The sequence below is a fragment of the Streptomyces sp. NBC_01320 genome (assembly GCF_035974375.1).
Lineage (GTDB): Bacteria > Actinomycetota > Actinomycetes > Streptomycetales > Streptomycetaceae > Streptomyces > Streptomyces yanii.
The window spans coordinates 8,572,855-8,596,930 of the sequence record NZ_CP108390.1; the positions used below are offsets into that span (position 1 = coordinate 8,572,855).

The window sequence follows — 24,076 nt, forward strand, 5'->3', positions numbered from 1 at the left end:
GATCAGTGCATCAGGCACTGATCATGCACGGGGGAGTCGGAATGTCCATCTGGGAAATGCTCGCCGTCTTCGGCGCGGGCATCAGCGCGGGCGCGATCAACACGGTCGTCGGTTCCGGAACGCTGATCACCTTCCCGGTTCTCCTCGCCACCGGCCTGCCCCCGGTCACCGCCACCGTCTCCAACGCCCTCGGCCTGATCCCCGGCTCCATCAGCGGCGCCATCGGCTACCGCAAGGAACTCGCCGGACAGGGGCGCCGCGCCCTCAAACTGAGCGTCGGCGCGCTCATCGGGGGCCTCACCGGCGCCACCCTGCTGCTGGCCCTGCCCTCCACGGCGTTCGAGACCATCGTGCCCATCCTGGTCGCCCTGGCCCTCGTCCTGGTCATTCTGCAACCTCGCATCAGCAAAGCAGTCCAGCGCCGCCGCGAGCACAACGGCACCACCGCCCGGTCCGACGGCGGCCCGCTCCTCGTCGTCGGACTGATGCTCGCCAGCGTCTACGGCGGCTACTTCACCGCCGCCCAGGGGATCATCTACCTCTCCCTGATGGGCATGCTGCTCGACGACACGATGCAGCGCCTCAACGCCGTCAAGAACGTGCTGGCAGCGGTCGTCAACAGCGTTGCCGCGCTCTTCTTCCTCTTCGTCGCGGACTTCGACTGGACGGCCGTCGCACTGATCGCGGTCGGCTCCGCGCTCGGCGGCCAGATCGGCGCCAAGGTCGGGCGCCGCCTCAGCCCCACCGTGCTGCGCGGCTTCATCGTGGTGGTCGGCACGGTCGCCATCGTCCAACTGGTGCTTCGCTGAACCCGAAAGCCCGCCTCCGCACGGAGACGGGCTTCCGATACGACGATCTGCGTAGGCGGCCTACGCCCACTATGCGGCGGTCCGGTCCAGCCACTCCGGCAGCGCCGACCGCTCACCGGCCCCCATCGCGAGCAGCATCGCCTCCGCGGGCGACGGTACGAAGGGCTGCCGCAACAACGGCATCCCCGCCTGCTCCGGCGTCCGGGCCGCCTTGCGGTGATTGTCCTCGGCACAGGACGCCACCGTATTGAGCCAGGTGTCCTGGCCACCCTGGGCGCGCGGCACCACATGGTCGACAGTTGTCGCCCGTCGCCCGCAGTACGCGCACCGGTGCTGGTCCCGTATCAGCACACCCCTTCTGGACCACGGTGCCTGTCTTCGGAACGGCACCCGTACGTACCGGCAGAGCCTGATCACCCGGGGTACCGGAATGTCCACGGCGGCACCACGCATGCGGAGATCGGGATGCGACTGCTCGACAACAGCCTTGTCCTGCAGAATCAGCACCACCGCACGGTTCAGTGTCACCGTCGACAGCGGCTCGAAGCTCGCGTTGAGAACCAGCGTGTCCCGCATCTCGCCCACCTCCCGTGTGCCGCCCGCCCCCCTGGCAGGCCCGGATCAACTCTGGCTGGGCGGGCCGGGATGGACAACGCAATAAAAAATGCCCTGCCCTGATCTCTCCAGGACCAGGGCAGGGCAAACAGCAGGAGAACTCTCAGCTCACGGGGTACTACGCGGGACCGGTGTACTCACCGATCAGCTGAGCACGGCCCAGTGCGTGGAACCGCAGATTGAACCCGACCACAGCGGGCGACGCATTACTGTCCGGCCCCAGCTTCTCGCTGTCCACCGCATACACGGTGAAGACGTAGCGGTGGTTCTCCCCGGCCGGCGGCGCGGCGCCGCCGAACTCCTTCGACCCGTAGTCGTTACGGACCTGAACGGCACCGGCGGGCAGTCCCTCGAACGTCCCGCTGCCCGCACCGGCCGGCAGCTCCGTGACCGATGCCGGGATGTCGAACACGACCCAGTGCCAGAACCCGCTGCCCGTCGGAGCATCCGGATCGAAGCAGGTCACGGCGAAACTCTTTGTCTCCGCCGGGAAACCTTCCCACCGCAGCTGCGGCGAAGTGTTCCCGGCCGCGAACACTTGGGCGTCCGCCAGCACGGCCCCGGGAGCAAGGTCCTCGCTCATCACCGTGAACGAAGGCACCTCGGGATGGAAGTCATGCGGCAGCGGCGGCCTCTTCGGCTCGGTCACGTCAGCACCTCTCCTGATCGGCTCTGGAGTCTCGCCACCGACCCTAGAGCCAGTTGCGCCGACCACCGACCTGGGCGAGCCACTGATTGAGGTATGCCGCCCAGTCGGTCCCCCGGAAGTCGTTCAGACCGACCTTGAACGCCCGGTACGAGTCGCTGCCCTCACTGAAGAGCCCCGGCTTCTTGTCCATCTCCAGCACGACATCCATCTCGCGGTCGTCCGCGACGAACGTCAGCTCGACCTGGTTCAGCCCGCGGTACTGCTGCGGCGGGAAGAACTCGATCTCCTGGTAGAACGGCAGCTGCTGACGCGTGCCGCGGATGTGACCACGCTCCATGTCCGCGCTGCGGAATCCGAAGCCGAGCTGCCCGAACGCGTCCAGGATCGCCTGCTGCGCCGGCAGCGGGTGGACGTTGATCGGGTCGAGGTCGCCCGAGTCCAGCGCCCGCGCGATCTCCAGTTCGGTGGTCACACCGATGTTCATGCCGTGCAGGTGCTGACCGCCGAACATCGTGATCGGCGTCTCCCACGGGATCTCGAGCCCGAACGGAACGACGTGCACGGCACCGGCCTGCACCTCGAACGCCCCACCGAGCTGCAGCTTGGTGAACTCGATGTCCTGCTTCATCTCCTGGTCGTTGCCCTCGACCTCGACGCGCGCCTGCAGACCGACCGAGAGTCCCTCGATCTGCTGCGCCACGGAACCACCCTGGATCCGCACCTCGCCCTGGACGACCCCGCCCGGTACGACGTTGAGCTCGGTCAGCTCCGTCTCCACCGAAGCACCACCGGCACCCATGCTCGCGAGCAGCCGCTTGAAGCCCATATTTACTCCTCCTTGGTCTGACCCCTACATACGCGCCACGACCGTAGTCGGTTCCCGGTAACCTCGAACGCCATGATCGAGGGCCTGGACCGTACGCCGCTGACGCGGGATTTCTTCGACCGCCCCGTACTGGAGGTGGCACCCGACCTGCTGGGCCGGACCCTGGTACGCATCACAGGCGACGGCCCCATCGAACTCCGCCTCACCGAGGTGGAGGCGTACGCCGGCGAGATCGACCCCGGCTCGCACGCCTTCCGTGGCCGCACCGCGCGCAACAGCGTGATGTTCGGACCACCCGGCCACGCCTACGTCTACTTCACCTACGGCATGTGGCACTGCCTCAACCTGGTGTGCGGCCCCGAAGGCGTGGCGAGCGGTGTACTGCTCCGGGCGGGCGAGGTCCAGGTGGGTGCTGAACTCAGCCGTAAACGTCGAATCTCGGCCCGCAGTGACCGAGAACTGGCCAAAGGCCCGGCCCGTCTGGCTACCGCCCTCGACATCGACCGAGGCCTGAACGGCACTGACGCCATCGCCCACCCGGGTGCTCCCTTGTCCGTACTGCGCGGCACCCCACCACCGCGCGACCTGGTACGCAACGGCCCCCGCACCGGCGTGGGCGGTGACGGAGCCACACACCCCTGGCGCTTCTGGATCGACGGAGACCCCACGGTGAGCCTGTACCGACCCCACACGCCACGCCGCCGCGCAACTTGACTCGCCCCTGCCGGTCACCTAACGTAGTCCGAGCCGCTTGAACGGGTACTGCTGTCGGCACGGTCCATCGGACCGAGGTTGAGCACCCGGAAGCGACCAACCACTACCTTCGATTCACCCTGGCGGGTGCGAATTCGGCATGCCGTAATTCGATCCCATCGGCTCGATTATGAGCTGCCAAGGAAATCGACTAAAGTAGCGGACACGCCGAAAGGCAAAGGTCACTCCAAAGGCCACCGGAATCAAATTCGGACCGGAAACGGAAGCGAAAAAGAGTCTGGTAAGGTTGGAACCGCCGGAAAGGGAAACGCGAAAGCGAAGAACTGGAAAGCGGAACCCGCTTCGACCGGGAATCGGACACGAAAGAGTCTGATAGAGTCGGAAACGCAAGACCGAAGGGAAAAGCCCGGAGGAAAGCCCGAGAGGGTGAGTACAAAGGAAGCGTCCGTTCCTTGAGAACTCAACAGCGTGCCAAAAGTCAACGCCAGATATGTTGATACCCCGGCCTGCTTCGGCAGGTTCGAGGTTCCTTTGAAAGTCCTGCCGGGCCTCACGGTTCCGGTAGGCAATTACACAGCGAGGACGCTGTGAACGATCGGTCCTATTCCGACCGGTCGTTCCGCTCTCGTGTGTGTCATCCCGATCACGGGAGAACATTCACGGAGAGTTTGATCCTGGCTCAGGACGAACGCTGGCGGCGTGCTTAACACATGCAAGTCGAACGATGAAGCCCTTCGGGGTGGATTAGTGGCGAACGGGTGAGTAACACGTGGGCAATCTGCCCTTCACTCTGGGACAAGCCCTGGAAACGGGGTCTAATACCGGATAACACTCTGTCCCGCATGGGACGGGGTTAAAAGCTCCGGCGGTGAAGGATGAGCCCGCGGCCTATCAGCTTGTTGGTGGGGTGATGGCCTACCAAGGCGACGACGGGTAGCCGGCCTGAGAGGGCGACCGGCCACACTGGGACTGAGACACGGCCCAGACTCCTACGGGAGGCAGCAGTGGGGAATATTGCACAATGGGCGAAAGCCTGATGCAGCGACGCCGCGTGAGGGATGACGGCCTTCGGGTTGTAAACCTCTTTCAGCAGGGAAGAAGCGAAAGTGACGGTACCTGCAGAAGAAGCGCCGGCTAACTACGTGCCAGCAGCCGCGGTAATACGTAGGGCGCAAGCGTTGTCCGGAATTATTGGGCGTAAAGAGCTCGTAGGCGGCTTGTTGCGTCGGTTGTGAAAGCCCGGGGCTTAACCCCGGGTCTGCAGTCGATACGGGCAGGCTAGAGTGTGGTAGGGGAGATCGGAATTCCTGGTGTAGCGGTGAAATGCGCAGATATCAGGAGGAACACCGGTGGCGAAGGCGGATCTCTGGGCCATTACTGACGCTGAGGAGCGAAAGCGTGGGGAGCGAACAGGATTAGATACCCTGGTAGTCCACGCCGTAAACGTTGGGAACTAGGTGTTGGCGACATTCCACGTCGTCGGTGCCGCAGCTAACGCATTAAGTTCCCCGCCTGGGGAGTACGGCCGCAAGGCTAAAACTCAAAGGAATTGACGGGGGCCCGCACAAGCAGCGGAGCATGTGGCTTAATTCGACGCAACGCGAAGAACCTTACCAAGGCTTGACATATACCGGAAAGCATCAGAGATGGTGCCCCCCTTGTGGTCGGTATACAGGTGGTGCATGGCTGTCGTCAGCTCGTGTCGTGAGATGTTGGGTTAAGTCCCGCAACGAGCGCAACCCTTGTTCTGTGTTGCCAGCATGCCCTTCGGGGTGATGGGGACTCACAGGAGACTGCCGGGGTCAACTCGGAGGAAGGTGGGGACGACGTCAAGTCATCATGCCCCTTATGTCTTGGGCTGCACACGTGCTACAATGGCCGGTACAATGAGCTGCGATGCCGCGAGGCGGAGCGAATCTCAAAAAGCCGGTCTCAGTTCGGATTGGGGTCTGCAACTCGACCCCATGAAGTCGGAGTTGCTAGTAATCGCAGATCAGCATTGCTGCGGTGAATACGTTCCCGGGCCTTGTACACACCGCCCGTCACGTCACGAAAGTCGGTAACACCCGAAGCCGGTGGCCCAACCCCTTGTGGGAGGGAGCTGTCGAAGGTGGGACTGGCGATTGGGACGAAGTCGTAACAAGGTAGCCGTACCGGAAGGTGCGGCTGGATCACCTCCTTTCTAAGGAGCACTTCTTACCAAGCGTGCTTGGTCAGAGGCCACTACGTCGGCAAATGTTCGACGGTGGTAGCTCATGGGTGGAACGTTGACTATTCAGTACCTGGTGGTTCAACCGGGTCGCAAGTACTGCTCCTTGGAGCGTGGAAAGCGAACCGATTGAATTCTGGGTACTGGGCGCGCTGTTGGGTGTCTGAAGGTATGGCCGCAAGGCTGCCTTCGAACGCCGGCCCCAGTGAACTCGCCTGTAAGGGCGAACTGATGGGTGACTGGTCGTTGCTTGAGAACTTCACAGTGGACGCGAGCATCTGTGGCCAAGTTTTTAAGGGCGCACGGTGGATGCCTTGGCACCAGGAACCGATGAAGGACGTGGGAGGCCACGATAGGCCCCGGGGAGCTGTCAACCGAGCTTTGATCCGGGGGTGTCCGAATGGGGAAACCCGGCAGTCGTCATGGGCTGTCACCCGCTGCTGAACACATAGGCAGTGTGGAGGGAACGAGGGGAAGTGAAACATCTCAGTACCCTCAGGAAGAGAAAACAACCGTGATTCCGGGAGTAGTGGCGAGCGAAACTGGATGAGGCCAAACCGTATGCGTGTGATACCCGGCAGGGGTTGCGCATGCGGGGTTGTGGGATCTCTTTTTCACGGTCTGCCGGCTGTGAGACGAGTCAGAAACCGTTGATGTAGGCGAAGGACATGCGAAAGGTCCGGCGTAGAGGGTAAGACCCCCGTAGCTGAAACATTGACGGCTCGTTTAAGAGACACCCAAGTAGCACGGGGCCCGAGAAATCCCGTGTGAATCTGGCGGGACCACCCGCTAAGCCTAAATATTCCCTGGTGACCGATAGCGGATAGTACCGTGAGGGAATGGTGAAAAGTACCGCGGGAGCGGAGTGAAATAGTACCTGAAACCGTGTGCCTACAAGCCGTGGGAGCGTCGCTGTTGTTCTTCGGAGCAATAGTCGTGACTGCGTGCCTTTTGAAGAATGAGCCTGCGAGTTTGCGGTGTGTTGCGAGGTTAACCCGTGTGGGGAAGCCGTAGCGAAAGCGAGTCCGAACAGGGCGTTTTAGTAGCACGCTCAAGACCCGAAGCGGAGTGATCTAGCCATGGGCAGGTTGAAGCGGAGGTAAGACTTCGTGGAGGACCGAACCCACCAGGGTTGAAAACCTGGGGGATGACCTGTGGTTAGGGGTGAAAGGCCAATCAAACTCCGTGATAGCTGGTTCTCCCCGAAATGCATTTAGGTGCAGCGTCGTGTGTTTCTTGCCGGAGGTAGAGCACTGGATAGGCGATGGGCCCTACCGGGTTACTGACCTTAGCCAAACTCCGAATGCCGGTAAGTGAGAGCACGGCAGTGAGACTGTGGGGGATAAGCTCCATGGTCGAGAGGGAAACAGCCCAGAGCATCGACTAAGGCCCCTAAGCGTACGCTAAGTGGGAAAGGATGTGGAGTCGCAGAGACAACCAGGAGGTTGGCTTAGAAGCAGCCACCCTTGAAAGAGTGCGTAATAGCTCACTGGTCAAGTGATTCCGCGCCGACAATGTAGCGGGGCTCAAGCGTACCGCCGAAGTCGTGTCATTCGTACATGTATCCCCAACGGGAGTACGGATGGGTAGGGGAGCGTCGTGTGCCGGGTGAAGCAGCCGCGGAAGCGAGTTGTGGACGGTTCACGAGTGAGAATGCAGGCATGAGTAGCGATACACACGTGAGAAACGTGTGCGCCGATTGACTAAGGGTTCCTGGGTCAAGCTGATCTGCCCAGGGTAAGTCGGGACCTAAGGCGAGGCCGACAGGCGTAGTCGATGGACAACCGGTTGATATTCCGGTACCCGCTTTGAAACGCCCAATACTGAATCAGGCGATGCTAAGTCCGTGAAGCCGGCCCGATCTCTTCGGAGTTGAGGGTAGTGGTGGAGCCGACGAACCAGACTTGTACTAGGTAAGCGATGGGGTGACGCAGGAAGGTAGTCCAGCCCGGGCGGTGGTAGTCCCGGGGTAAGGGTGTAGGGCGTGTGATAGGCAAATCCGTCACACATGAGCCTGAGACCTGATGCCGAGCCGATTGTGGTGAAGTGGATGATCCTATGCTGTCGAGAAAAGCCTCTAGCGAGTTTCATGGCGGCCCGTACCCTAAACCGACTCAGGTGGTCAGGTAGAGAATACCGAGGCGTTCGGGTGAACTATGGTTAAGGAACTCGGCAAAATGCCCCCGTAACTTCGGGAGAAGGGGGGCCATCACTGGTGATCCGATTTACTCGGTGAGCTGGGGGTGGCCGCAGAGACCAGCGAGAAGCGACTGTTTACTAAAAACACAGGTCCGTGCGAAGCCGTAAGGCGATGTATACGGACTGACGCCTGCCCGGTGCTGGAACGTTAAGGGGACCGGTTAGCTGACTTTCGGGTCGGCGAAGCTGAGAACTTAAGCGCCAGTAAACGGCGGTGGTAACTATAACCATCCTAAGGTAGCGAAATTCCTTGTCGGGTAAGTTCCGACCTGCACGAATGGCGTAACGACTTCTCGACTGTCTCAACCATAGGCCCGGTGAAATTGCACTACGAGTAAAGATGCTCGTTTCGCGCAGCAGGACGGAAAGACCCCGGGACCTTTACTACAGTTTGATATTGGTGTTCGGTTCGGCTTGTGTAGGATAGGTGGGAGACTTTGAAGCAGCCACGCCAGTGGTTGTGGAGTCGCCGTTGAAATACCACTCTGGTCGTGCTGGATGTCTAACCTGGGTCCGTGATCCGGATCAGGGACAGTGTCTGATGGGTAGTTTAACTGGGGCGGTTGCCTCCTAAAGAGTAACGGAGGCGCCCAAAGGTTCCCTCAGCCTGGTTGGCAATCAGGTGTTGAGTGTAAGTGCACAAGGGAGCTTGACTGTGAGACCGACGGGTCGAGCAGGGACGAAAGTCGGGACTAGTGATCCGGCAGTGGCTTGTGGAAGCGCTGTCGCTCAACGGATAAAAGGTACCCCGGGGATAACAGGCTGATCTTCCCCAAGAGTCCATATCGACGGGATGGTTTGGCACCTCGATGTCGGCTCGTCGCATCCTGGGGCTGGAGTCGGTCCCAAGGGTTGGGCTGTTCGCCCATTAAAGCGGTACGCGAGCTGGGTTTAGAACGTCGTGAGACAGTTCGGTCCCTATCCGCTGCGCGCGTAGGAATATTGAGAAGGGCTGTCCCTAGTACGAGAGGACCGGGACGGACGAACCTCTGGTGTGCCAGTTGTCCTGCCAAGGGCATGGCTGGTTGGCTACGTTCGGAAAGGATAACCGCTGAAAGCATCTAAGCGGGAAGCCTGCTTCGAGATGAGTATTCCCACCCCCTTTGAGGGGTTAAGGCTCCCAGTAGACGACTGGGTTGATAGGCCAGATGTGGAAGCCCGGCAACGGGTGGAGCTGACTGGTACTAATAGGCCGAGGGCTTGTCCTCAGTTGCTCGCGTCCACTGTGTTGTTCCCGGGTTGCGAACAGTCGCACCGGTTGAACAGCTTCACTCATTAATTAAAAAGTGTGCTTGTTCGCTAGAACCCGATAGGGTTTCGGTGGTCATTGCGTTAGGGAAACGCCCGGTTACATTCCGAACCCGGAAGCTAAGCCTTTCAGCGCCGATGGTACTGCAGGGGGGACCCTGTGGGAGAGTAGGACGCCGCCGAACAATCTTTCAAGGACCCCTGGTCCCAGCGTTCACGCTGGGACCAGGGGTCCTTTTGTTTTGCCGAAGCGCGTCGGGTGTCCGACTGCGCGAGAATGTATGTAGTACCCGAAGACAGGAGTTCCACCAATGTCCACCAACTCTCCCGACGATCGTTCGGAGCGCGAGCCGCGTCGCCGGGACGGTGGTGACCGGGGCGGCTTCCGGGGTGGTCGTGACGACAGGTCCGGCGGCCCGCGCCGGGACAACGACCGTGGCGGCTTCCGTCGCGATGACAGCCGGCCCACGAGCGGCGGTGACCGGGGCGGCTTCCGTCGCGACGACAGCGACCGCGGACCGCGTCGTGACGACAGCCGCGGTGGTTCCGGTGGTGGGTTCCGTCGTGACGACAGCCGTGGCGGTGGTTCCGGTGGTGGGTTCCGTCGGGACGATCGTGCGCCGCGTCGTGAAGACGACCGTGGTGGCTTCCGTCGTGACGACAGCGACCGCGGACCGCGTCGTGACGACAGCCGCGGTGGTTCCGGTGGTGGGTTCCGTCGTGACGACAGCCGTGGCGGTGGTTCCGGTGGTGGGTTCCGTCGTGACGACAGCCGTGGCGGTGGTTCCGGTGGTGGGTTCCGTCGGGACGACAGCCGTGGCGGTGGTTCCGGTGGTGGGTTCCGTCGGGACGATCGTGCGCCGCGTCGTGAAGACGACCGTGGTGGCTTCCGTCGTGACGACAGCGACCGCGGACCGCGTCGTGACGACAGCCGCGGTGGTTCCGGTGGTGGGTTCCGTCGTGACGACAGCCGTGGCGGTGGTTCCGGTGGTGGGTTCCGTCGTGACGACAGCCGTGGCGGTGGTTCCGGTGGTGGGTTCCGTCGGGACGATCGTGCGCCGCGTCGTGAAGACGACCGTGGTGGCTTCCGTCGTGACGACAGCCGCGGCGGTGGTTCCGGTGGTGGGTTCCGTCGGGACGATCGTGCGCCGCGTCGTGAGGACGACCGTGGTGGGTATCGCGGGCCGCGTCGTGATGACGACCGCGGCGGGCGTCCCGGTGGTGGTTTCGAGCGTCGTGACGACCGGCCGCGTGGGCCCCGTCGCGACGACAGTCGGCCCACGAGCGGCGGCGACCGCGGTGGGTTCCGTCGTGACGACAGCCGTGGCGGTGGTTCCGGTGGTGGGTTCCGTCGCGATGATCGTGCGCCGCGTCGTGAAGACGACCGTGGTGGCTTCCGTCGTGACGACAGCCGCGGCGGTGGTTCCGGTGGTGGGTTCCGTCGCGACGATCGTGCGCCGCGTCGTGAGGACGACCGTGGTGGGTATCGCGGGCCGCGTCGTGATGACGACCGCGGCGGGCGTCCCGGTGGTGGTTTCGAGCGTCGTGACGACCGGCCGCGTGGGCCCCGTCGCGACGACAGTCGGCCCACGAGCGGCGGCGACCGCGGTGGGTTCCGTCGTGACGACAGCCGCGGCGGCGGTGGATACCGCGGGCAGCGGGACGACCGCGAGCGCGGCGGCTACCGCGGACAGCGGGACGAGCGTGGTGGCTACGACCGTCGGGACGACCGGGACCGTGAGCCGATCAAGCGGCTTCCCATTCCTGACGACGTCATCGGTGACGAGATCGACAAGGATGTGCGGCAGGAGCTGATGAGCCTGCCGAAGACCCTGGCCGAGGATGTTGCCCGCAACCTCGTCATGGTCGCCCGGCTCATCGACGAGGACCCCGAGCAGGCGTACGCGTACTCGCGTATCGCGCTGCGGCTGGCCTCGCGGGTGGCTGCTGTGCGGGAGGCGGCCGGCTTTGCCGCGTACGCGACGCAGAAGTACTCGGAGGCGCTGGCCGAGTTCCGGGCGGCGAAGCGGATGACCGGTTCCGTGGAGCTGTGGCCCGTCATGGCCGACTGCGAGCGTGGACTCGGGCGGCCCGAGCGGGCGTTGGCCATGGCCGGCGAGCCCGAGGTGCAGAAGCTGGACAAGGCCGGGCAGGTCGAGATGCGTCTGGTGGCCGCCGGGGCGCGCAGGGACATGGGGCAGATCGATGCCGCCATCGTCACCCTGCAGAGCTCCGAGCTCGCATCGAGCGCCGTGCACCCGTGGACGCCGCGACTGCGCTATGCGTACGCCGATGCGCTGCTGGCCGCCGGGCGCGAGGACGAGGCGCGTGAGTGGTTCGCGAAGGCCCTGGAGGCCGACAAGGACGGTGCCACCGACGCGTCGGACCGGCTCGCCGAGCTGGACGGTGTCGAGTTCGTCGACGCTCTCGGTGAGAGCGACGACGAGGAGACGGTCGAGGCCGAAGCCGGCACCGACACTGATGGCGATGGCGATGGCGATGGCGACGATGCGGATGAGGACGGGTCTGCGAAGGCGTAGGACATGAGAGGGCGGCATCCCGGAAGGGATGCCGCCCTCTTTTTTGTGTCCTGCGTCCGTGCCCGCGCTCAGTCGAGGGCGAGGCTCCGCAGGACCAGGCCCGTGGCCGGCTTGGGGCCGAACGAGGTCGACTTGCGGGGCATGGTGACTCCCTGTCGGGCCAGGTCCCGGACGACTTCTTCGCGCACCGGATGCATCAGGACCGCGGTGGCGTTGCGGCGCTCGGCCTGCTCCACGGCTGCCTCGGTGTCGTGTATGTACGCGATGTGTTCCGGGCTGTCGGGGATCTGCCACACATGGTCGAGCAGCGTCGCGTGCAGCACCGTCGCATCGAGAGTGCGCCAGGCGAGTGGGCGGTCGGCCGGGATCGTGCGGGCCAGCAGCGCCTCGTCCGGGCGGTCGACGAGATGGAAGCGGCCGTCGCCTGCCAGCAGGAAGGCGTTGCCCTCGGCGGCCGCCTCGGCGAGGGCGTCGAGGGCAACGGGGAGTGGCTCCTCGATGTCGCGGACGCGGAAGGTGCCGTTCAACGCGGCCAGGGCGTCGGCGACGGGGAGGCGGTGCAGCAGCCGGTGGATGGCGCGGACCCGGAGCGGGTAGCGGGCCGTGTCGACGAGGAGGACCAGGCCGAAGTCCCAGGGGCCCGGGTCGGTGTGTTCCTGCTGCAGCCGGAGGTAGGTGGCCCAGCGGTGGTGGCCGTCGGCGATGAGTGCCTGGTGGCGGGCGAGGTCGGTCTCGATCTCGGACCGGTCGGCCGGGTCGGTGACCGCCCAGAGCCGGTGCCGGTAGCCGTCCTCGGTGGTCGTCGCGAGCAGCGGCGGCCGGTGGATGGTGCGCTCGATCACAGCGGTCGCGCCGGTCGGGTCGCCCTCGCTGCGGTAGGTGAGCAGGAGCGGTTCCAGGTGGGCGGCTGTGGTGCGCATCAGGTTGGCGCGATCCTCGACGACATGGGCCATGACGTCCTCGTGCGGCAGGACGATGCCGTCGGCGGGGGAGGAGAGCGCCAGTGCTCCCACGATGCCGCGCTGCAGGATCTCGCCGCTGCGCTGCTCGTAGACGTACAGCGCGGGCTCGCTCTCGGGGACCAGTATGCCCTCGTCGAGCCAGCGGTTCAGAGTCTCGGCGGCCTGCTCCTGGCGGGCGGCGGCCGTGTCGGCCTGCGGCAGGATCAACCTGACGATGTTGTGCGGGTCCGCCGATTCCAGGTGGTGCAGGCCGTCGGGGCGCACGACGACGTCGTACGGCGGTGAGGTCACCGCCGCGAGACTGCCGACCCGCTCGGGGACGTAGCGAAGACCGCGGAACGGGATCAGGCGCAGTCCCTGGCCGGTGGGACCTGGTGTCTTCATTTCTGCATCGTATGTGCGTTGTGGCGATGCGCGATGATCGGGGGAGAAGCATGCAACGAGGAGCGTAAAGATATGAGTCAGGTGAGCAGAACCCGGCCGAGCGGGATCAGCACTGCGCTGAGCGAGGCGTACGACACGGCTCTGCTGGATCTTGACGGGGTGGTGTACGCGGGCGGCCACGCGATCGTGCATGCCGTCGATTCGCTGGGCGTCGCACGGGACCGCGGAATGCATCTCGCGTACGTGACCAACAATGCGCTGCGTACGCCGGCTGCCGTGGCGGACCATCTGACCGAGCTCGGGGTGCCGGCCGAGCCCGCCGACGTGATCACCTCGGCGCAGGCGGTTGCCCGGCTGATGGCCGATCAGCTGCCTGCCGGGGCTCGGGTGCTCGTGGTCGGGGGTGAGGGGCTGAAGGTCGCGCTGGTGGAGCGCGGGCTGGTGCCGGTGGAGTCGGCGGACGACGAGCCGGTGGCGGTGGCGCAGGGGTACGGCGGTCCCGACATGGCGTGGGGACGGTTCGCGGAGGCTGCGTACGCGATCAACCGTGGGGTGCCGTGGTTCGCGTCCAACACCGATCTGACGATTCCGAGCGCCCGGGGGATCGCGCCGGGCAACGGTGCGGCGGTCGAGGTCGTACGGATCGCCACCGGTGCCGAGCCGCAGGTCGCCGGGAAGCCGCTGCCGCCGATGCACCGTGAGACCGTGCTGCGGACCGGGGCGGAGCGGCCGCTGGTGGTCGGGGACCGGCTGGACACGGACATCGAGGGTGCGTTCAACGGTGGGGTGGACTCTCTGCTGGTGCTCACCGGGGTGACGGACGCGGCGCAGCTGGTGGCGGCCGAGCCGAAGCACCGGCCGACGTATGTGGATGCGGATCTGCGGGGACTGCTCACCGGGCAGCCCGAGGTGACGGAGAACGGCGGTGGGTTCGGCTGCGGTGGCTGGACGGCCTTGGTGCGCGGCGACGAGCTGGCGCTGGAGGGCGACGGGGACGTGCTCGACGGGCTGCGGGCGCTGTGCGGGGCCGCCTGGTCGTACGCCGGTGAGGGGGCGTGCCGGCTTGATGCGGGGAAGGCGGTGGCCAGGATCGGGCTGTAGTCCGGCGGCAGCCGGAGGGTGCTGCGCGCGGGGCGTGGGTAACTGGGCCGGAGGGTCCGGGAGTTCGCCGGGGCGACGAATCCTTGCGGGATGAATCGGGCGTATGCGGCGTTCCGTTGTGTACGGGGAGCCGGGCGGCTCGATAGCTTAAGAGGGTAGGCTAACCTAACCTCGTGTTGGTCGAGAGTCCGCCAGAGCCGAGCGCAGGTCCTAGGGCCGCGCCGGTGACATCCGCGCCCCCCGGGCGCCATGCGATGCGTGCCGTAGGGCTGTTGATGGCCGTGGTCGCGCTGGTGCTGGTGTGCCTCGCGAGTGTCGCGATCGGTGCCAAGGCCCTGCCCCTCGCCGATGTCTGGCACGGTCTGTTCCACGCCTCGGGGACCCACGGTGATGTCCTCGTACGGGAGGTGCGCATCCCGCGGACCGTGCTCGGGCTGATCGTCGGCACCGCGCTCGGCCTCGCCGGTGCGGTGATGCAGGCCTTGACCCGTAACCCACTGGCAGAACCCGGACTGCTCGGGGTCAACGCAGGAGCCTCGGCAGCTGTCGTGTCCGCGATCAGCTTCTTCGGTGTCACCTCGCTGACCGGGTACGTGTGGTTCGCGTTCCTCGGCGCCGCGGTCGTGTCGGTCGCGGTGTACCTGCTCGGTGGCAGCCGGTCCGCGACCCCTGTACGCCTCGCCCTCGCCGGGACCGCGGCCAGCGCCGCGCTGTTCGGCTATGTCAACGCCGTACAGCTGCTGGACGCGGCGGCGCTCGACCGGCTGCGGTTCTGGACGGTCGGGTCGCTGGCCTCGGCGAACATGGAGACCGTCGGCAAGGTGTGGCCGTTCATCGCGGCCGGTGTCGTCCTCGCACTGCTCATCGCCCGGCCGCTGAACGCCCTGGAGATGGGCGACGACACCGCCAGGGCGCTCGGCGCCCACCTGACCCGCACCCGCGTCCTCGCGATGCTCGCCGTCACTCTGCTGTGCGGGGCCGCGACCGCCGCCTGCGGGCCGATCGTCTTCATCGGGCTGATGATCCCCCACCTGGTGCGCGCGATCACCGGCCCCGACATGCGGTGGATCCTGCCGTACGCGGCCGTGCTCGCGCCGGTGCTGCTGCTCGGCGCGGACGTGGTGGGGCGGGTGATCGCCCGGCCGTCCGAGCTGCAGGTCGGCATCGTCACCGCGCTGCTCGGCGGTCCCGTCTTCATCCATCTCGTACGCCGCAAGAGGATGGCCCAGCTGTGAAGGCCATGAAGACCCGTACGAAGGGCGGAGCCGGCGCGGTTCGGGCCGTACGGACCGGCGGGGGGCTCTCCTTCCGGGTGGACGTCCGGGCGTTCGTGGTGATCGTGCTCCTTGCCGCTGTGGCAGCCGGGGCCGGGATTGTGCTCATCGGCAGCGGCGACTACGCGATGACGCCCGGCGAGGTCGTCAGCACGCTGTTCGGGCACGGCACCTTCCAGCAGGAGTTCATCGTCACGGACGTGCGCCTGCCGCGGGTCCTCGTCGGGCTCCTGGTCGGCGCGGCGCTCGGGGTCGGCGGTGCCGTGTTCCAGACCATCTCCCGCAACCCGCTCGGCAGCCCCGACGTGCTCGGCTTCGGCCAGGGCGCCACCGTCGGTGCGCTGACGGTGATCGTCCTCTTCCAGGGCGGGGCCGCCGTGGTCGCGGGCGGTGCCGTGGTCGGCGGGCTGCTCACCGGCGCCGCGGTGTACCTGCTGGCGTGGAAACGAGGCGTCCACGGCTACCGGCTGGTGCTCGTCGGTATCGGCGCGGCCGCGATGCTCACCGCCGCCACCCAGTATCTGATCACCAAGGCCGACCTGGTCGACGCGACCCGCGCCGTCGTCTGGATGACCGGCTCGCTGGACGGGCGCGACTGGGCGCAGGTCTGGCCGCTGCTGGCGGTGTGCGGCCTGCTCATTCCGCTGGTGTTCGGGCACGGGCGGGCGCTTCGCATGATGGAGATGGGTGACGACGCCGCGTACGCCCTGGGGGTACGGGTGGAACGCACCCGGCTCGTCCTGATGGGCTGCGCCGTGCTGCTCGTCGCCGTCGCCACCGCCGCCGCCGGCCCCATCGCCTTCGTTTCGCTGAGCGCCCCGCAGCTGGCCCGCCGGCTCACTCGCTCGCCCGGGCCCAATCTGGCGCCCGCCGCTTTCATGGGGGCTGCGCTGCTGCTCGTCGCCGACTGGATCGCGATGGACGCCTTCGGCGACCGGCAGCTGCCGGTCGGTGTTGTCACCGGCGTGCTGGGTGGCTGCTACCTGCTGTGGCTGCTCGTCTCCGAGCGCAGGGCGGGGCGGATATGAGAACCCCTCGGACGGTGAATCCGCCCCGTGGGAACAGCCCATCGACGACCCATCCCACCGACTCCCGGAGTACGACCATGCAGCGCCTCACCGCGGACTCGGTGACCCTCGGCTACGACCAGCGGGTCATCGCGGAGAACCTCTCGGTCGAGATCCCCGACAACTCGTTCACCGTGATCGTCGGCCCCAACGCCTGTGGGAAGTCCACACTGCTGCGGGCACTGTCCCGGATGCTCAGGCCGAGCCGGGGGCAGGTGCTGCTGGACGGGCAGACGATTCATACGATGCCCGCGAAGAAGGTCGCGAAGACCCTGGGGCTGCTGCCGCAGTCCTCGATCGCGCCCGACGGCATCACCGTCGCGGACCTGGTCGCACGCGGGCGGTATCCGCATCAGGGGCTGCTGCGGCAGTGGTCGCCGGACGACGAACGCATTGTCGAGGAATCGATGGTGTCGACCGGTGTCCGCGAGCTGGCCGATCGCTATGTCGACGAACTGTCCGGCGGTCAGCGGCAGCGTGTCTGGATCGCGATGGCGCTTGCGCAGGAGACGCCGCTGCTGCTGCTCGACGAGCCGACGACGTACCTCGACATTCAGCACCAGATCGATGTCCTCGACCTGTGCGCGGAGCTGCATGAGACGCGCGGGCGGACGTTGGTCGCCGTGCTCCACGACCTGAACCACGCCGCGCGCTACGCAACGCATCTGATTGCCATGCGCGGGGGCGAGGTCATTGCCGAGGGGGCGCCGGGAGACGTGGTCACGGCGGAGCTGGTGGAGCGGGTGTTCGGGCTGCGGTGCCAGGTGATCGATGATCCGGAGACGGGGACGCCGTTGGTGGTGCCGGCCGCACGGGGCGCGCGTGTTGCGGATTCGGTGAGGGCCTGAGCGGGATTGCGCTGTCTGTCGGCGCGCTCTGTCCTCGATCGCCGGACGGGCCTGATTCTGCGGGCGTGATCGGTCAGCGCGGCAGCCTTGATGGTGTGGGTGTGGTCGGTTGCCCCAGGGGCTGATGAGGCGGGTGCACTACAGCAGTGTTCTGAGGCGCATGAGGTCTCGGAGGCTTGCTTCCAGCCGGACCCGGCCCGAGGCCCAGGCCTTTGCGAAGTTCAGGTTCCCGTTCACCATGGCCACCAGGTCGTCGCCGTTCATCGCGAGCCGGATCTCGGCCTTCTCGCTCGGCGGGCCCTCGATCGTGTCGAGTACCTGGATCCGGCCATCCTTGAGACGGCCGGTGAAGGTGATCCCGAGATCCTTGATGTGACAGCTCAGCGAGCGGTCCAGGGCAGCCGCGCTGCGCACGTCGCCCTCGGCCGTCGCGAGGTTGTCGGAAAGTCTGTCGAGTGCGCTGCGGCACTCCGCCATGGTCGCCATCGTGACCGACGGTACCCCAGGCCTTCGCGGTAGCGTTTCCGCATGAGCGACTTGATGTCGGAAGCCGGGGCCCCGCCCGGGGAATCGGCGGAGACGGCCGACCCCGCACCCGAGCCCGCAGCCCCCGCGCCCCTCGGCGTCACGCGCACGCCCACCGGACACGCCGAGGTGGACGCGGGGCTGGAGCGGCTCGCCGATGCGGACGACCTTCCGGCGGAGGGACACATCGAGGTGTACGAGGATGTACACCGTGGGCTGCGCGATGCGCTGACCGCGCTGGATGCCCGGCCCGCACCCGCACCGGTACCCGCACCGATGCCCCCGTACGACAACAGGAGCTGAACCGAACGTGGCAGGAGTGGCACGTCGCCGCCTCGACGCCGAGCTGGTACGCCGAAAGCTCGCCCGCTCACGCGAGCATGCGAGCCAGCTGATCGCCGCAGGGCGGGTGACCGTCGGCGGCAACACCGCGACCAAACCCGCCACCCAGGTCGAGACCAGCGCCGCGGTCGTCGTCATCAAGGACGACAGCGACCCCGAGTACGTCTCGCGCGGCGGGCACAAGCTCGCGGGCGCCCTCGCCGCCTTCGTGCCCCTCGGGCTGAAGGTCGAGGGACGGCGGGCGCTGGACGCCGGGGCGTCGACCGGTGGATTCACCGACGTACTGCTGCGGGCCGGAGCCGGTCATGTCGTCGCCGTCGACGTGGGCTACGGGCAACTCGCCTGGTCGCTGCAGTCCGATGAACGCGTCACCGTCAAGGACCGCACCAACGTACGTGAATTGACACTGGAGGCGATCGACGGAGAGGCGGTGGACCTGGTGGTCGGCGATCTGTCGTTCATCCCGCTGGGGCTCGTCCTGCCTGCTCTGGCGCGCTGTGCCGCCCCCGACGCGGACCTGGTCCTGATGGTCAAGCCGCAGTTCGAGGTCGGCAAGGAGCGGCTGGGCAGCGGTGGTGTGGTGCGCAGCCCCGAGCTGCGGGCCGAAGCGGTACGGGAGGTCGCGCGCCGGGCCTGGGGGCTGGGACTCGGAGTGCGCGGAGTGACCGCGAGCCCACTGCCCGGGCCTTCCGGCAATGTCGAGTATTTTCTCTGGCTGCGGGCCGGAGCGCCTGAGCTGGATCCCGCGGATGTCGACCGTGCAGTGGCGGAGGGGCCTCGTTGACGACGAATGCGGCACGAACAGTCTTCCTTTTGGCACATACCGGCCGGCCGGCCGCGATCCGCAGCGCCGAGCTCGTGGTGCAGGGGCTGCTGCGCAGCGGACTCGGGGTACGGGTCCTTGCCGCCGAGGCCGCCGACCTGCCGCTCCCGACGGCCGTGGAGACGGTCGACGACGCGACGCCCGCGGCGGTCGACGGCTGTGAGCTGCTGATCGTCCTCGGCGGGGACGGGACGCTGCTGCGCGGCGCCGAGATCTCCCGGGCCTCCGGGGTGCCGATGCTCGGTGTCAACCTCGGCCGGGTCGGCTTCCTCGCCGAGGCCGAGCGGGACGACCTGGACAAGGTGGTCGACCGGGTCGTCACCCGGGCTTACCGGGTCGAGGAGCGCATGACGATCGACGTCCTCGTGCACAGCAACGGCGACATCGTCCACACCGACTGGGCGATGAACGAAGCGGCCGTGCAGAAGGTGTCGCCCGAGCGGATGCTCGAAGTCGTCCTGGAGATCGACGGGCGTCCGGTCACCGGCTTCGGCTGCGACGGGATCGTCTGTGCGACGCCGACCGGCTCCACCGCGTACGCCTTCTCGGCGGGCGGGCCCGTGGTGTGGCCGGAGGTCGAGGCGCTGCTGATGGTCCCGATCAGCGCCCACGCCCTGTTCGCCAAGCCGCTGGTGACGTCGCCGACCTCGGTGCTCGCCGTCGAGGTCCAGCCGCACACGCCGCACGGGGTGCTGTGGTGCGACGGGCGCAGGACCGTGGAGCTGCCGGCCGGAGCGCGGGTCGAGGTGCGGCGCGGCGCCGTGCCCGTACGGCTGGCGCGGTTGCACCAGGCCTCGTTCACGGACCGGCTGGTGGCGAAGTTCGCGCTGCCCGTCTCGGGGTGGCGGGGCGCGCCCCACTGATCGCGTCGGTGCCGCAGATCACGGCCCTCCGGCGCACGGGAGAGTGAATCCGCGGCCGGGGCCCGTCGCACACCGGGGTCCGGACCTCGTAAGGTCGTGTCCGTGTTGGAGGAGATGCGGATACGGTCGCTCGGAGTCATCGACGACGCGGTGGTGGAGCTGTCACCCGGGTTCACCGCGGTGACGGGCGAGACCGGCGCGGGCAAGACCATGGTCGTCACCAGCCTGGGGCTGCTGCTCGGCGGGCGCGCCGACCCCGCCCTGGTGCGGATCGGTGCCAAGGCTGCCGTCGTCGAGGGACGGATCACGGTGTCCGCCGGTGACGCGGCCGCGGTACGGGCCGAGGAGGCCGGGGCCGAAATCGACGAGGGTGCGCTGCTGATCAGCCGTACCGTTTCCGCGGAGGGGCGCTCGCGCGCCCATCTCGGCGGACGGTCCGTGCCGGTGGGCGTCCTCGCCGAACTCGCCGACGAACTCGTCGCCGTGCACGGCCAGACCGACCAGCAGGGGCTGCTCAAGCCCGCGCGGCAGCGGCAGGCCCTGGACCGGTATGCCGGCGACGGCGTCGCCGTGCCCCACGCCAAGTACGCGGCGGCGTACCGGCGGCTCCGGGCCGTCGTCACGGAGCTCGACGAGCTGACCACGCGCGCCCGCGAACGAGCCCAGGAAGCGGATCTGCTGCGCTTCGGACTGGGCGAGATCGCCGGTGTCGAACCGCTGCCCGGCGAGGACACCGATCTCGCCGCCGAGGCCGAACGGCTCGGTCACGCCGAAGCGCTTGCCTCCGCGGCCGCCCTGGCGCACGCCGCGCTCGCGGGCAACCCGGAGGACCAGGAGGGCGTCGACGCGACGACCGTCGTCGCCGCGGCCGGGCGGTCGCTCGACGCCGTCCGCGCCCACGACCCGGCGCTCGCCGCGCTCGCCGACCGGATCGGCGAGATCTCCATCCTGCTCGCCGATGTGGCGGGCGAACTGGCCGGGTACGCCGACCAGCTGGACGCCGACCCGCTGCGGCTCGCCGCGGTGGAGGAGCGGCGCGCCGCGCTCACCGCGCTCACCCGCAAGTACGGCGAGGACATCGCCGCCGTTCTCGCCTGGGCCGAGGACGGGGCCGGCCGGCTCACCGAACTCGAGGGCGACGACGACCGGATCGGCGAGCTGACGGCCGAGCGGGACGCGCTGCGGGCCGAACTCTCCGGGCTCGGACAGGCGCTGACCGATGCGCGAACGGCGGCGGCGGCACTCTTCGCCGAAGCGGTGACCGAGGAACTGGCCTCCCTCGCCATGCCGCACGCCCGGGTCTCCTTCGACATCCGGCAGACCGACGCGGCGGACGAGGCGTCCGGCATCGACATCGACGGGCGGAGCGTGCTCTACGGTCCGTCCGGCGCCGACGAGGTGGAACTGCTGCTGGCCCCGCACCCCGGCGCCCAGCCCCGGCCGATCGCCAAGGGCGCGTCGGGCGGTGAGCTGTCCCGGGTGATGCTCGCCGTCGAGGTGGTGTTCGCGGGCTCCGACCCCGTACCCACGTACCTCTTCGACGAGGTCGACGCGGGCGTCGGCGGCAAGGCGGCCGTCGAGGTCGGGCGGCGGCTGGCGAAGCTCGCCAAGTCCGCGCAGGTGGTCGTCGTCACGCACCTGCCGCAGGTGGCGGCGTTCGCCGACCGGCAGCTGCTGGTCGAGAAGACGGTCGACGGCGCGGTGACCCGGAGCGGTGTCACGGTCCTGGAGGGCGAGGACCGGGTACGGGAGCTGTCCCGGATGCTTGCGGGGCAGGAGGACTCGGAGACGGCGCGGGCGCATGCGGAGGAGCTGCTGGCCGCGGCGCGGACGGACGGGTAGGCGGCGGCGCACCGCTGTGCGGGGCGTCTTCGCCGTTCGGCGCGGGGACGGGCCGGCTTCGGTGTCTGCGGCGCGGTGCGGTGTGCGGGCGGGCCTCGGCGCCCCTGCGTCCGAGTGCTCGGGGCGGACTCGTAGCCTGGCGGGCATGGGAGCAATGATCAGCAGGGTCGCCGCCGGTGCCGTCGCCGCCGGGGTCGCGGGCGGGGTGTACCGGTTGCTGCGGGGGCGGCCGCGCCCGGGGTGGTTGCGGACCAACTACGCGGGGCACACCGTCGATCTGTATGCCGGGCCCGCCGTCGCACTCGGTGCCGCCGCCGGGGCCGCCGTGCTCCCACTGCCGCCCCGCACCCGGACCGCCGCCGCCCTCGCCGTGCTGGCCGCCGGGGGCTGTGGGGCGTACGACGACTTCGCCGGCGACGACGATCCGCGCCGCGGGTTCCGTGCCCATCTCACCGCGCTGCGGCACGGCGAGGTGACCAGTGGCGCCGTGAAGCTCTTCGGTATCGGGGCGGCCGGGCTCGCTGCGGGCGCGCTGCTGAAGGAACGGCCCGTCGACCGGGTCCTCGCCGGTGTCGTGATCGCCGGAACCGCTCATCTCGTCAACCTGACGGACCTGCGGCCGGGCGTCGCGACCGCCACCGTGCTCGCCCTCGGGACCCCGGGGCTGGTCCGGGGCGGACTCGGTGCCGCGGCGATGGGGGCGGTGGCAGCCCTCGCCGCCGAAGAGCTGGGGGAACGCACCATGATCGGGGACGCGGGGGCGCATGCCCTGGGTGCGGCCGTCGGTCTCGCGATCGTCGCAGGCAACGGCCGCGGCGGGCTCGCCGCCCATGCGGCGGGGGTCCTGGCCGCGGCGGTGCACGGGGACCGGATCAGCGGGCTCGCCCGGCGCTGTCGGATCGGTGACGTGCTGTCGGGGCGCTGACGCGTCGCCGCGTCGCCGGCATGGCAATATCGCACCGTTGTCCTCACCCGTCCGGGTGGTAACGCACGCCCGGTTGTCGCTGTGTACACCGGAACCACGGCTCCGAGGTGCCGGAACGTGCGTACGGACTGGCATCCTTGGCGGTGCACATACCGCCGACTCGGTAGCCCCGGGAGCCATTCAACGTGTCACAGCTGCGTACGGTCCAAGTCCTGGGCGGCGGCAGTGCGGGCAGCAGCGCTCACGTCAGCTCGCTGGCCGCAGGGCTGGTGGCGAGAGGCGTACACGTCACCGTCTGCGCCCCGGCCGAACTGGACCGCGCCTACGACTTCTCCGGCACGGGGGCCCGCTTCGTCCCCGTACCGCGGCGCAGTGACCCCGCCGCCGTCGCCGCTCTGCGGGGCGCCTGCGTGGGGGCGGACGTGGTCCATGCGCACGGGCTGCACGCCGCCGTACGCACGGGTCTTGCGCTCGGTGGGCGGCGCACCCCCCTGGTTCTGACCTGGCACACCCGGGCGTACGCCGAAGGTGCTCGCAGCCGGCTGCTCCACCTTCTGGAGCGAAGGGCCGCCCGGGCGGCGGCCGTTGTGCTCGGTACGTCGTCGGACCTGGTCGACCGGGCGCGGCGGCGGGGCGCGCGTGACGCGAGACTCGCGCCGATCGCCATTCCCCTGTCGCGCATTCCCGCCGCTGTCCGCGACGATGGCAAGGCGCGGGCCGAACTCGGAGTGCTGGGGCGGTCGTTACTCGTTTCCGTCGGCAGTCTCGTACCGCATCACGGGTACGACACGCTGCTCGACGCGGCACGGATGTGGCGTCAACTCGACCCCGTGCCCCTGCTGGTCATCGCGGGGGAGGGGCGGGAACGGGGTGCGCTCCAGCGGCGGATCCGGGACGAGGAACTGCCCGTCAGGCTGATCGGGAGCCGCGACGACGTCGCCGGGCTTCTCGCCGCCGCCGATCTGGCCCTGCTGCCCAGTCGATGGGAGGCGCGGTCGCTGGTGGCGCAGGAGGCGCTGCGGATGGGGGTGCCGTTGGTCGCCACGGCGGTGGGCGGGATGCCCGAACTGGTCGGGGACGCGGCGGAACTTGTGCCGTACGGCAACGCGGAGGCCATGGCGCGGGTCGTGGTACGGCTGCTGGGGGACCCGGCCGCTCGGGAGCGGATGGCCTGCACGGGGCGTGTGCAGGCGGCGAGTTGGCCCACTGAGGACGACACGATCGCGCAAGTCCTCAGTGTTTACGACGAGTTGGCTCAGCCGTTGGCGATCGGGCGGGGATGGTGAGGTGGCGACGGGGACGCCGGGGCGT

The 24,076-nt window shown here is 67.7% G+C and carries 19 protein-coding genes and 3 rRNA genes; 17 read left to right on the forward strand and 5 right to left on the reverse strand.

The window, feature by feature from the left end:
- Nucleotides 1-41: 41 nt before the first annotated feature.
- On the forward strand, nt 42-809 hold the full coding sequence (locus OG395_RS39010) for a sulfite exporter TauE/SafE family protein (protein WP_327247128.1): 768 nt from the start codon (nt 42-44) through the stop codon (nt 807-809).
- A 69-nt stretch (nt 810-878) separates the two neighbouring features.
- Here OG395_RS39010 and OG395_RS39015 read toward each other — a convergent pair whose 3' ends face one another.
- The 3 genes from OG395_RS39015 to OG395_RS39025 form a co-directional block, all read right to left on the reverse strand.
- A complete protein-coding gene (locus tag OG395_RS39015; protein ID WP_327247129.1) occupies nt 879-1,385 on the reverse strand; it encodes an HNH endonuclease in 507 nt (168 codons plus the stop codon).
- Nucleotides 1,386-1,542: 157 nt separating this feature from the next.
- Nucleotides 1,543-2,073 (reverse strand): YbhB/YbcL family Raf kinase inhibitor-like protein, encoded by a 531-nt coding sequence (locus tag OG395_RS39020; protein WP_327247130.1) that lies wholly within the window; start codon nt 2,071-2,073, stop codon nt 1,543-1,545.
- Nucleotides 2,074-2,116: 43 nt separating this feature from the next.
- On the reverse strand, nt 2,117-2,899 hold the full coding sequence (locus OG395_RS39025) for a sporulation protein (protein WP_266987239.1): 783 nt from the start codon (nt 2,897-2,899) through the stop codon (nt 2,117-2,119).
- Between the two features lie 72 nt (nt 2,900-2,971).
- On the opposite strand from OG395_RS39025, the gene OG395_RS39030 reads away from it, so the two are divergent.
- The 6 genes from OG395_RS39030 to OG395_RS39055 all read left to right on the forward strand — a co-directional run bounded on the left by OG395_RS39030 (nt 2,972) and on the right by OG395_RS39055 (nt 11,809).
- Nucleotides 2,972-3,613 carry a DNA-3-methyladenine glycosylase gene (locus OG395_RS39030; protein ID WP_327247131.1) on the forward strand — a complete coding sequence of 214 codons (642 nt, stop codon included), beginning with the start codon at nt 2,972-2,974 and terminating at the stop codon, nt 3,611-3,613.
- A 656-nt stretch (nt 3,614-4,269) separates the two neighbouring features.
- Nucleotides 4,270-5,795: ribosomal RNA gene (locus OG395_RS39035) — 16S ribosomal RNA — on the forward strand.
- Between the two features lie 309 nt (nt 5,796-6,104).
- Nucleotides 6,105-9,229: ribosomal RNA gene (locus tag OG395_RS39040) — 23S ribosomal RNA — on the forward strand.
- Between the two features lie 108 nt (nt 9,230-9,337).
- Nucleotides 9,338-9,454, forward strand: a 5S ribosomal RNA gene (gene rrf, locus OG395_RS39045).
- Together the 16S, 23S and 5S rRNA genes form the textbook arrangement of a ribosomal RNA operon.
- A gap of 292 nt (nt 9,455-9,746) precedes the next feature.
- A complete protein-coding gene (locus OG395_RS39050; protein WP_327247132.1) occupies nt 9,747-11,084 on the forward strand; it encodes a hypothetical protein in 1,338 nt (445 codons plus the stop codon).
- Nucleotides 11,084-11,809 (forward strand): tetratricopeptide repeat protein, encoded by a 726-nt coding sequence (locus OG395_RS39055; RefSeq protein WP_327247133.1) that lies wholly within the window; start codon nt 11,084-11,086, stop codon nt 11,807-11,809. Before OG395_RS39050 ends, OG395_RS39055 begins: the two co-directional genes overlap by 1 nt.
- Nucleotides 11,810-11,877: 68 nt before the next feature.
- Here OG395_RS39055 and OG395_RS39060 read toward each other — a convergent pair whose 3' ends face one another.
- Nucleotides 11,878-13,155, reverse strand: a complete 1,278-nt coding sequence (locus OG395_RS39060; protein ID WP_327247134.1) for a DUF1015 domain-containing protein — start codon at nt 13,153-13,155, stop codon at nt 11,878-11,880.
- A gap of 72 nt (nt 13,156-13,227) precedes the next feature.
- Here OG395_RS39060 and OG395_RS39065 point away from each other — a divergent pair, with 72 nt between their 5' ends.
- From OG395_RS39065 to OG395_RS39080, 4 genes are all read left to right on the forward strand, one after another.
- A complete protein-coding gene (locus OG395_RS39065; protein ID WP_327247135.1) occupies nt 13,228-14,256 on the forward strand; it encodes an HAD hydrolase-like protein in 1,029 nt (342 codons plus the stop codon).
- Nucleotides 14,257-14,531: 275 nt separating this feature from the next.
- Nucleotides 14,532-15,491: a FecCD family ABC transporter permease gene (locus OG395_RS39070; RefSeq protein WP_327249598.1), complete on the forward strand. Its 960-nt coding sequence runs from the start codon at nt 14,532-14,534 to the stop codon at nt 15,489-15,491.
- 5 nt (nt 15,492-15,496) lie between these two features.
- Nucleotides 15,497-16,558 (forward strand): FecCD family ABC transporter permease, encoded by a 1,062-nt coding sequence (locus OG395_RS39075; protein WP_327249599.1) that lies wholly within the window; start codon nt 15,497-15,499, stop codon nt 16,556-16,558.
- A gap of 77 nt (nt 16,559-16,635) precedes the next feature.
- Complete coding sequence (locus tag OG395_RS39080) at nt 16,636-17,445, forward strand: ABC transporter ATP-binding protein (protein WP_327247136.1); 810 nt, start codon at nt 16,636-16,638, stop codon at nt 17,443-17,445.
- Between the two features lie 138 nt (nt 17,446-17,583).
- Here the strand turns inward: OG395_RS39080 and OG395_RS39085 are convergent, their stop codons facing one another.
- A complete protein-coding gene (locus tag OG395_RS39085) occupies nt 17,584-17,931 on the reverse strand; it encodes an SCP2 sterol-binding domain-containing protein (RefSeq protein WP_266987247.1) in 348 nt (115 codons plus the stop codon).
- A gap of 42 nt (nt 17,932-17,973) precedes the next feature.
- On the opposite strand from OG395_RS39085, the gene OG395_RS39090 reads away from it, so the two are divergent.
- From OG395_RS39090 to OG395_RS39115, 6 genes are all read left to right on the forward strand, one after another.
- On the forward strand, nt 17,974-18,273 hold the full coding sequence (locus OG395_RS39090) for a hypothetical protein (protein WP_327247137.1): 300 nt from the start codon (nt 17,974-17,976) through the stop codon (nt 18,271-18,273).
- Between the two features lie 7 nt (nt 18,274-18,280).
- Entirely contained in the window at nt 18,281-19,096 is an 816-nt protein-coding gene (locus OG395_RS39095; protein WP_266987249.1) for a TlyA family RNA methyltransferase, read from the forward strand.
- Nucleotides 19,093-19,998 (forward strand): NAD kinase, encoded by a 906-nt coding sequence (locus OG395_RS39100; RefSeq protein WP_327247138.1) that lies wholly within the window; start codon nt 19,093-19,095, stop codon nt 19,996-19,998. The genes OG395_RS39095 and OG395_RS39100 overlap by 4 nt, the downstream gene beginning before the upstream one ends.
- A gap of 96 nt (nt 19,999-20,094) precedes the next feature.
- A complete protein-coding gene (gene recN / locus OG395_RS39105) occupies nt 20,095-21,840 on the forward strand; it encodes a DNA repair protein RecN (RefSeq protein ID WP_327247139.1) in 1,746 nt (581 codons plus the stop codon).
- Nucleotides 21,841-21,985: 145 nt separating this feature from the next.
- Entirely contained in the window at nt 21,986-22,765 is a 780-nt protein-coding gene (locus OG395_RS39110; RefSeq protein ID WP_327247140.1) for a hypothetical protein, read from the forward strand.
- 185 nt (nt 22,766-22,950) lie between these two features.
- Nucleotides 22,951-24,051, forward strand: a complete 1,101-nt coding sequence (locus OG395_RS39115; protein ID WP_327247141.1) for a glycosyltransferase family 4 protein — start codon at nt 22,951-22,953, stop codon at nt 24,049-24,051.
- The last annotated feature ends 25 nt before the right edge of the window (nt 24,052-24,076 follow it).

Coding starts and splice junctions, on each gene's coding strand:
- OG395_RS39025 (WP_266987239.1), bottom strand. CDS start 2,899: ATGGGCTTCAAGCGGCTGCTCGCGAGCATGGGTGCCGGTGGTGCTTCG.
- OG395_RS39010 (WP_327247128.1), top strand. CDS start 42: ATGTCCATCTGGGAAATGCTCGCCGTCTTCGGCGCGGGCATCAGCGCG.
- OG395_RS39065 (WP_327247135.1), top strand. CDS start 13,228: ATGAGTCAGGTGAGCAGAACCCGGCCGAGCGGGATCAGCACTGCGCTG.
- OG395_RS39070 (WP_327249598.1), top strand. CDS start 14,532: ATGGCCGTGGTCGCGCTGGTGCTGGTGTGCCTCGCGAGTGTCGCGATC.
- OG395_RS39090 (WP_327247137.1), top strand. CDS start 17,974: ATGAGCGACTTGATGTCGGAAGCCGGGGCCCCGCCCGGGGAATCGGCG.
- OG395_RS39055 (WP_327247133.1), top strand. CDS start 11,084: ATGAGCCTGCCGAAGACCCTGGCCGAGGATGTTGCCCGCAACCTCGTC.
- OG395_RS39030 (WP_327247131.1), top strand. CDS start 2,972: ATGATCGAGGGCCTGGACCGTACGCCGCTGACGCGGGATTTCTTCGAC.
- OG395_RS39015 (WP_327247129.1), bottom strand. CDS start 1,385: ATGCGGGACACGCTGGTTCTCAACGCGAGCTTCGAGCCGCTGTCGACG.
- OG395_RS39060 (WP_327247134.1), bottom strand. CDS start 13,155: ATGAAGACACCAGGTCCCACCGGCCAGGGACTGCGCCTGATCCCGTTC.
- OG395_RS39110 (WP_327247140.1), top strand. CDS start 21,986: ATGGGAGCAATGATCAGCAGGGTCGCCGCCGGTGCCGTCGCCGCCGGG.
- OG395_RS39080 (WP_327247136.1), top strand. CDS start 16,636: ATGCAGCGCCTCACCGCGGACTCGGTGACCCTCGGCTACGACCAGCGG.
- OG395_RS39075 (WP_327249599.1), top strand. CDS start 15,497: ATGAAGACCCGTACGAAGGGCGGAGCCGGCGCGGTTCGGGCCGTACGG.
- OG395_RS39085 (WP_266987247.1), bottom strand. CDS start 17,931: ATGGCGACCATGGCGGAGTGCCGCAGCGCACTCGACAGACTTTCCGAC.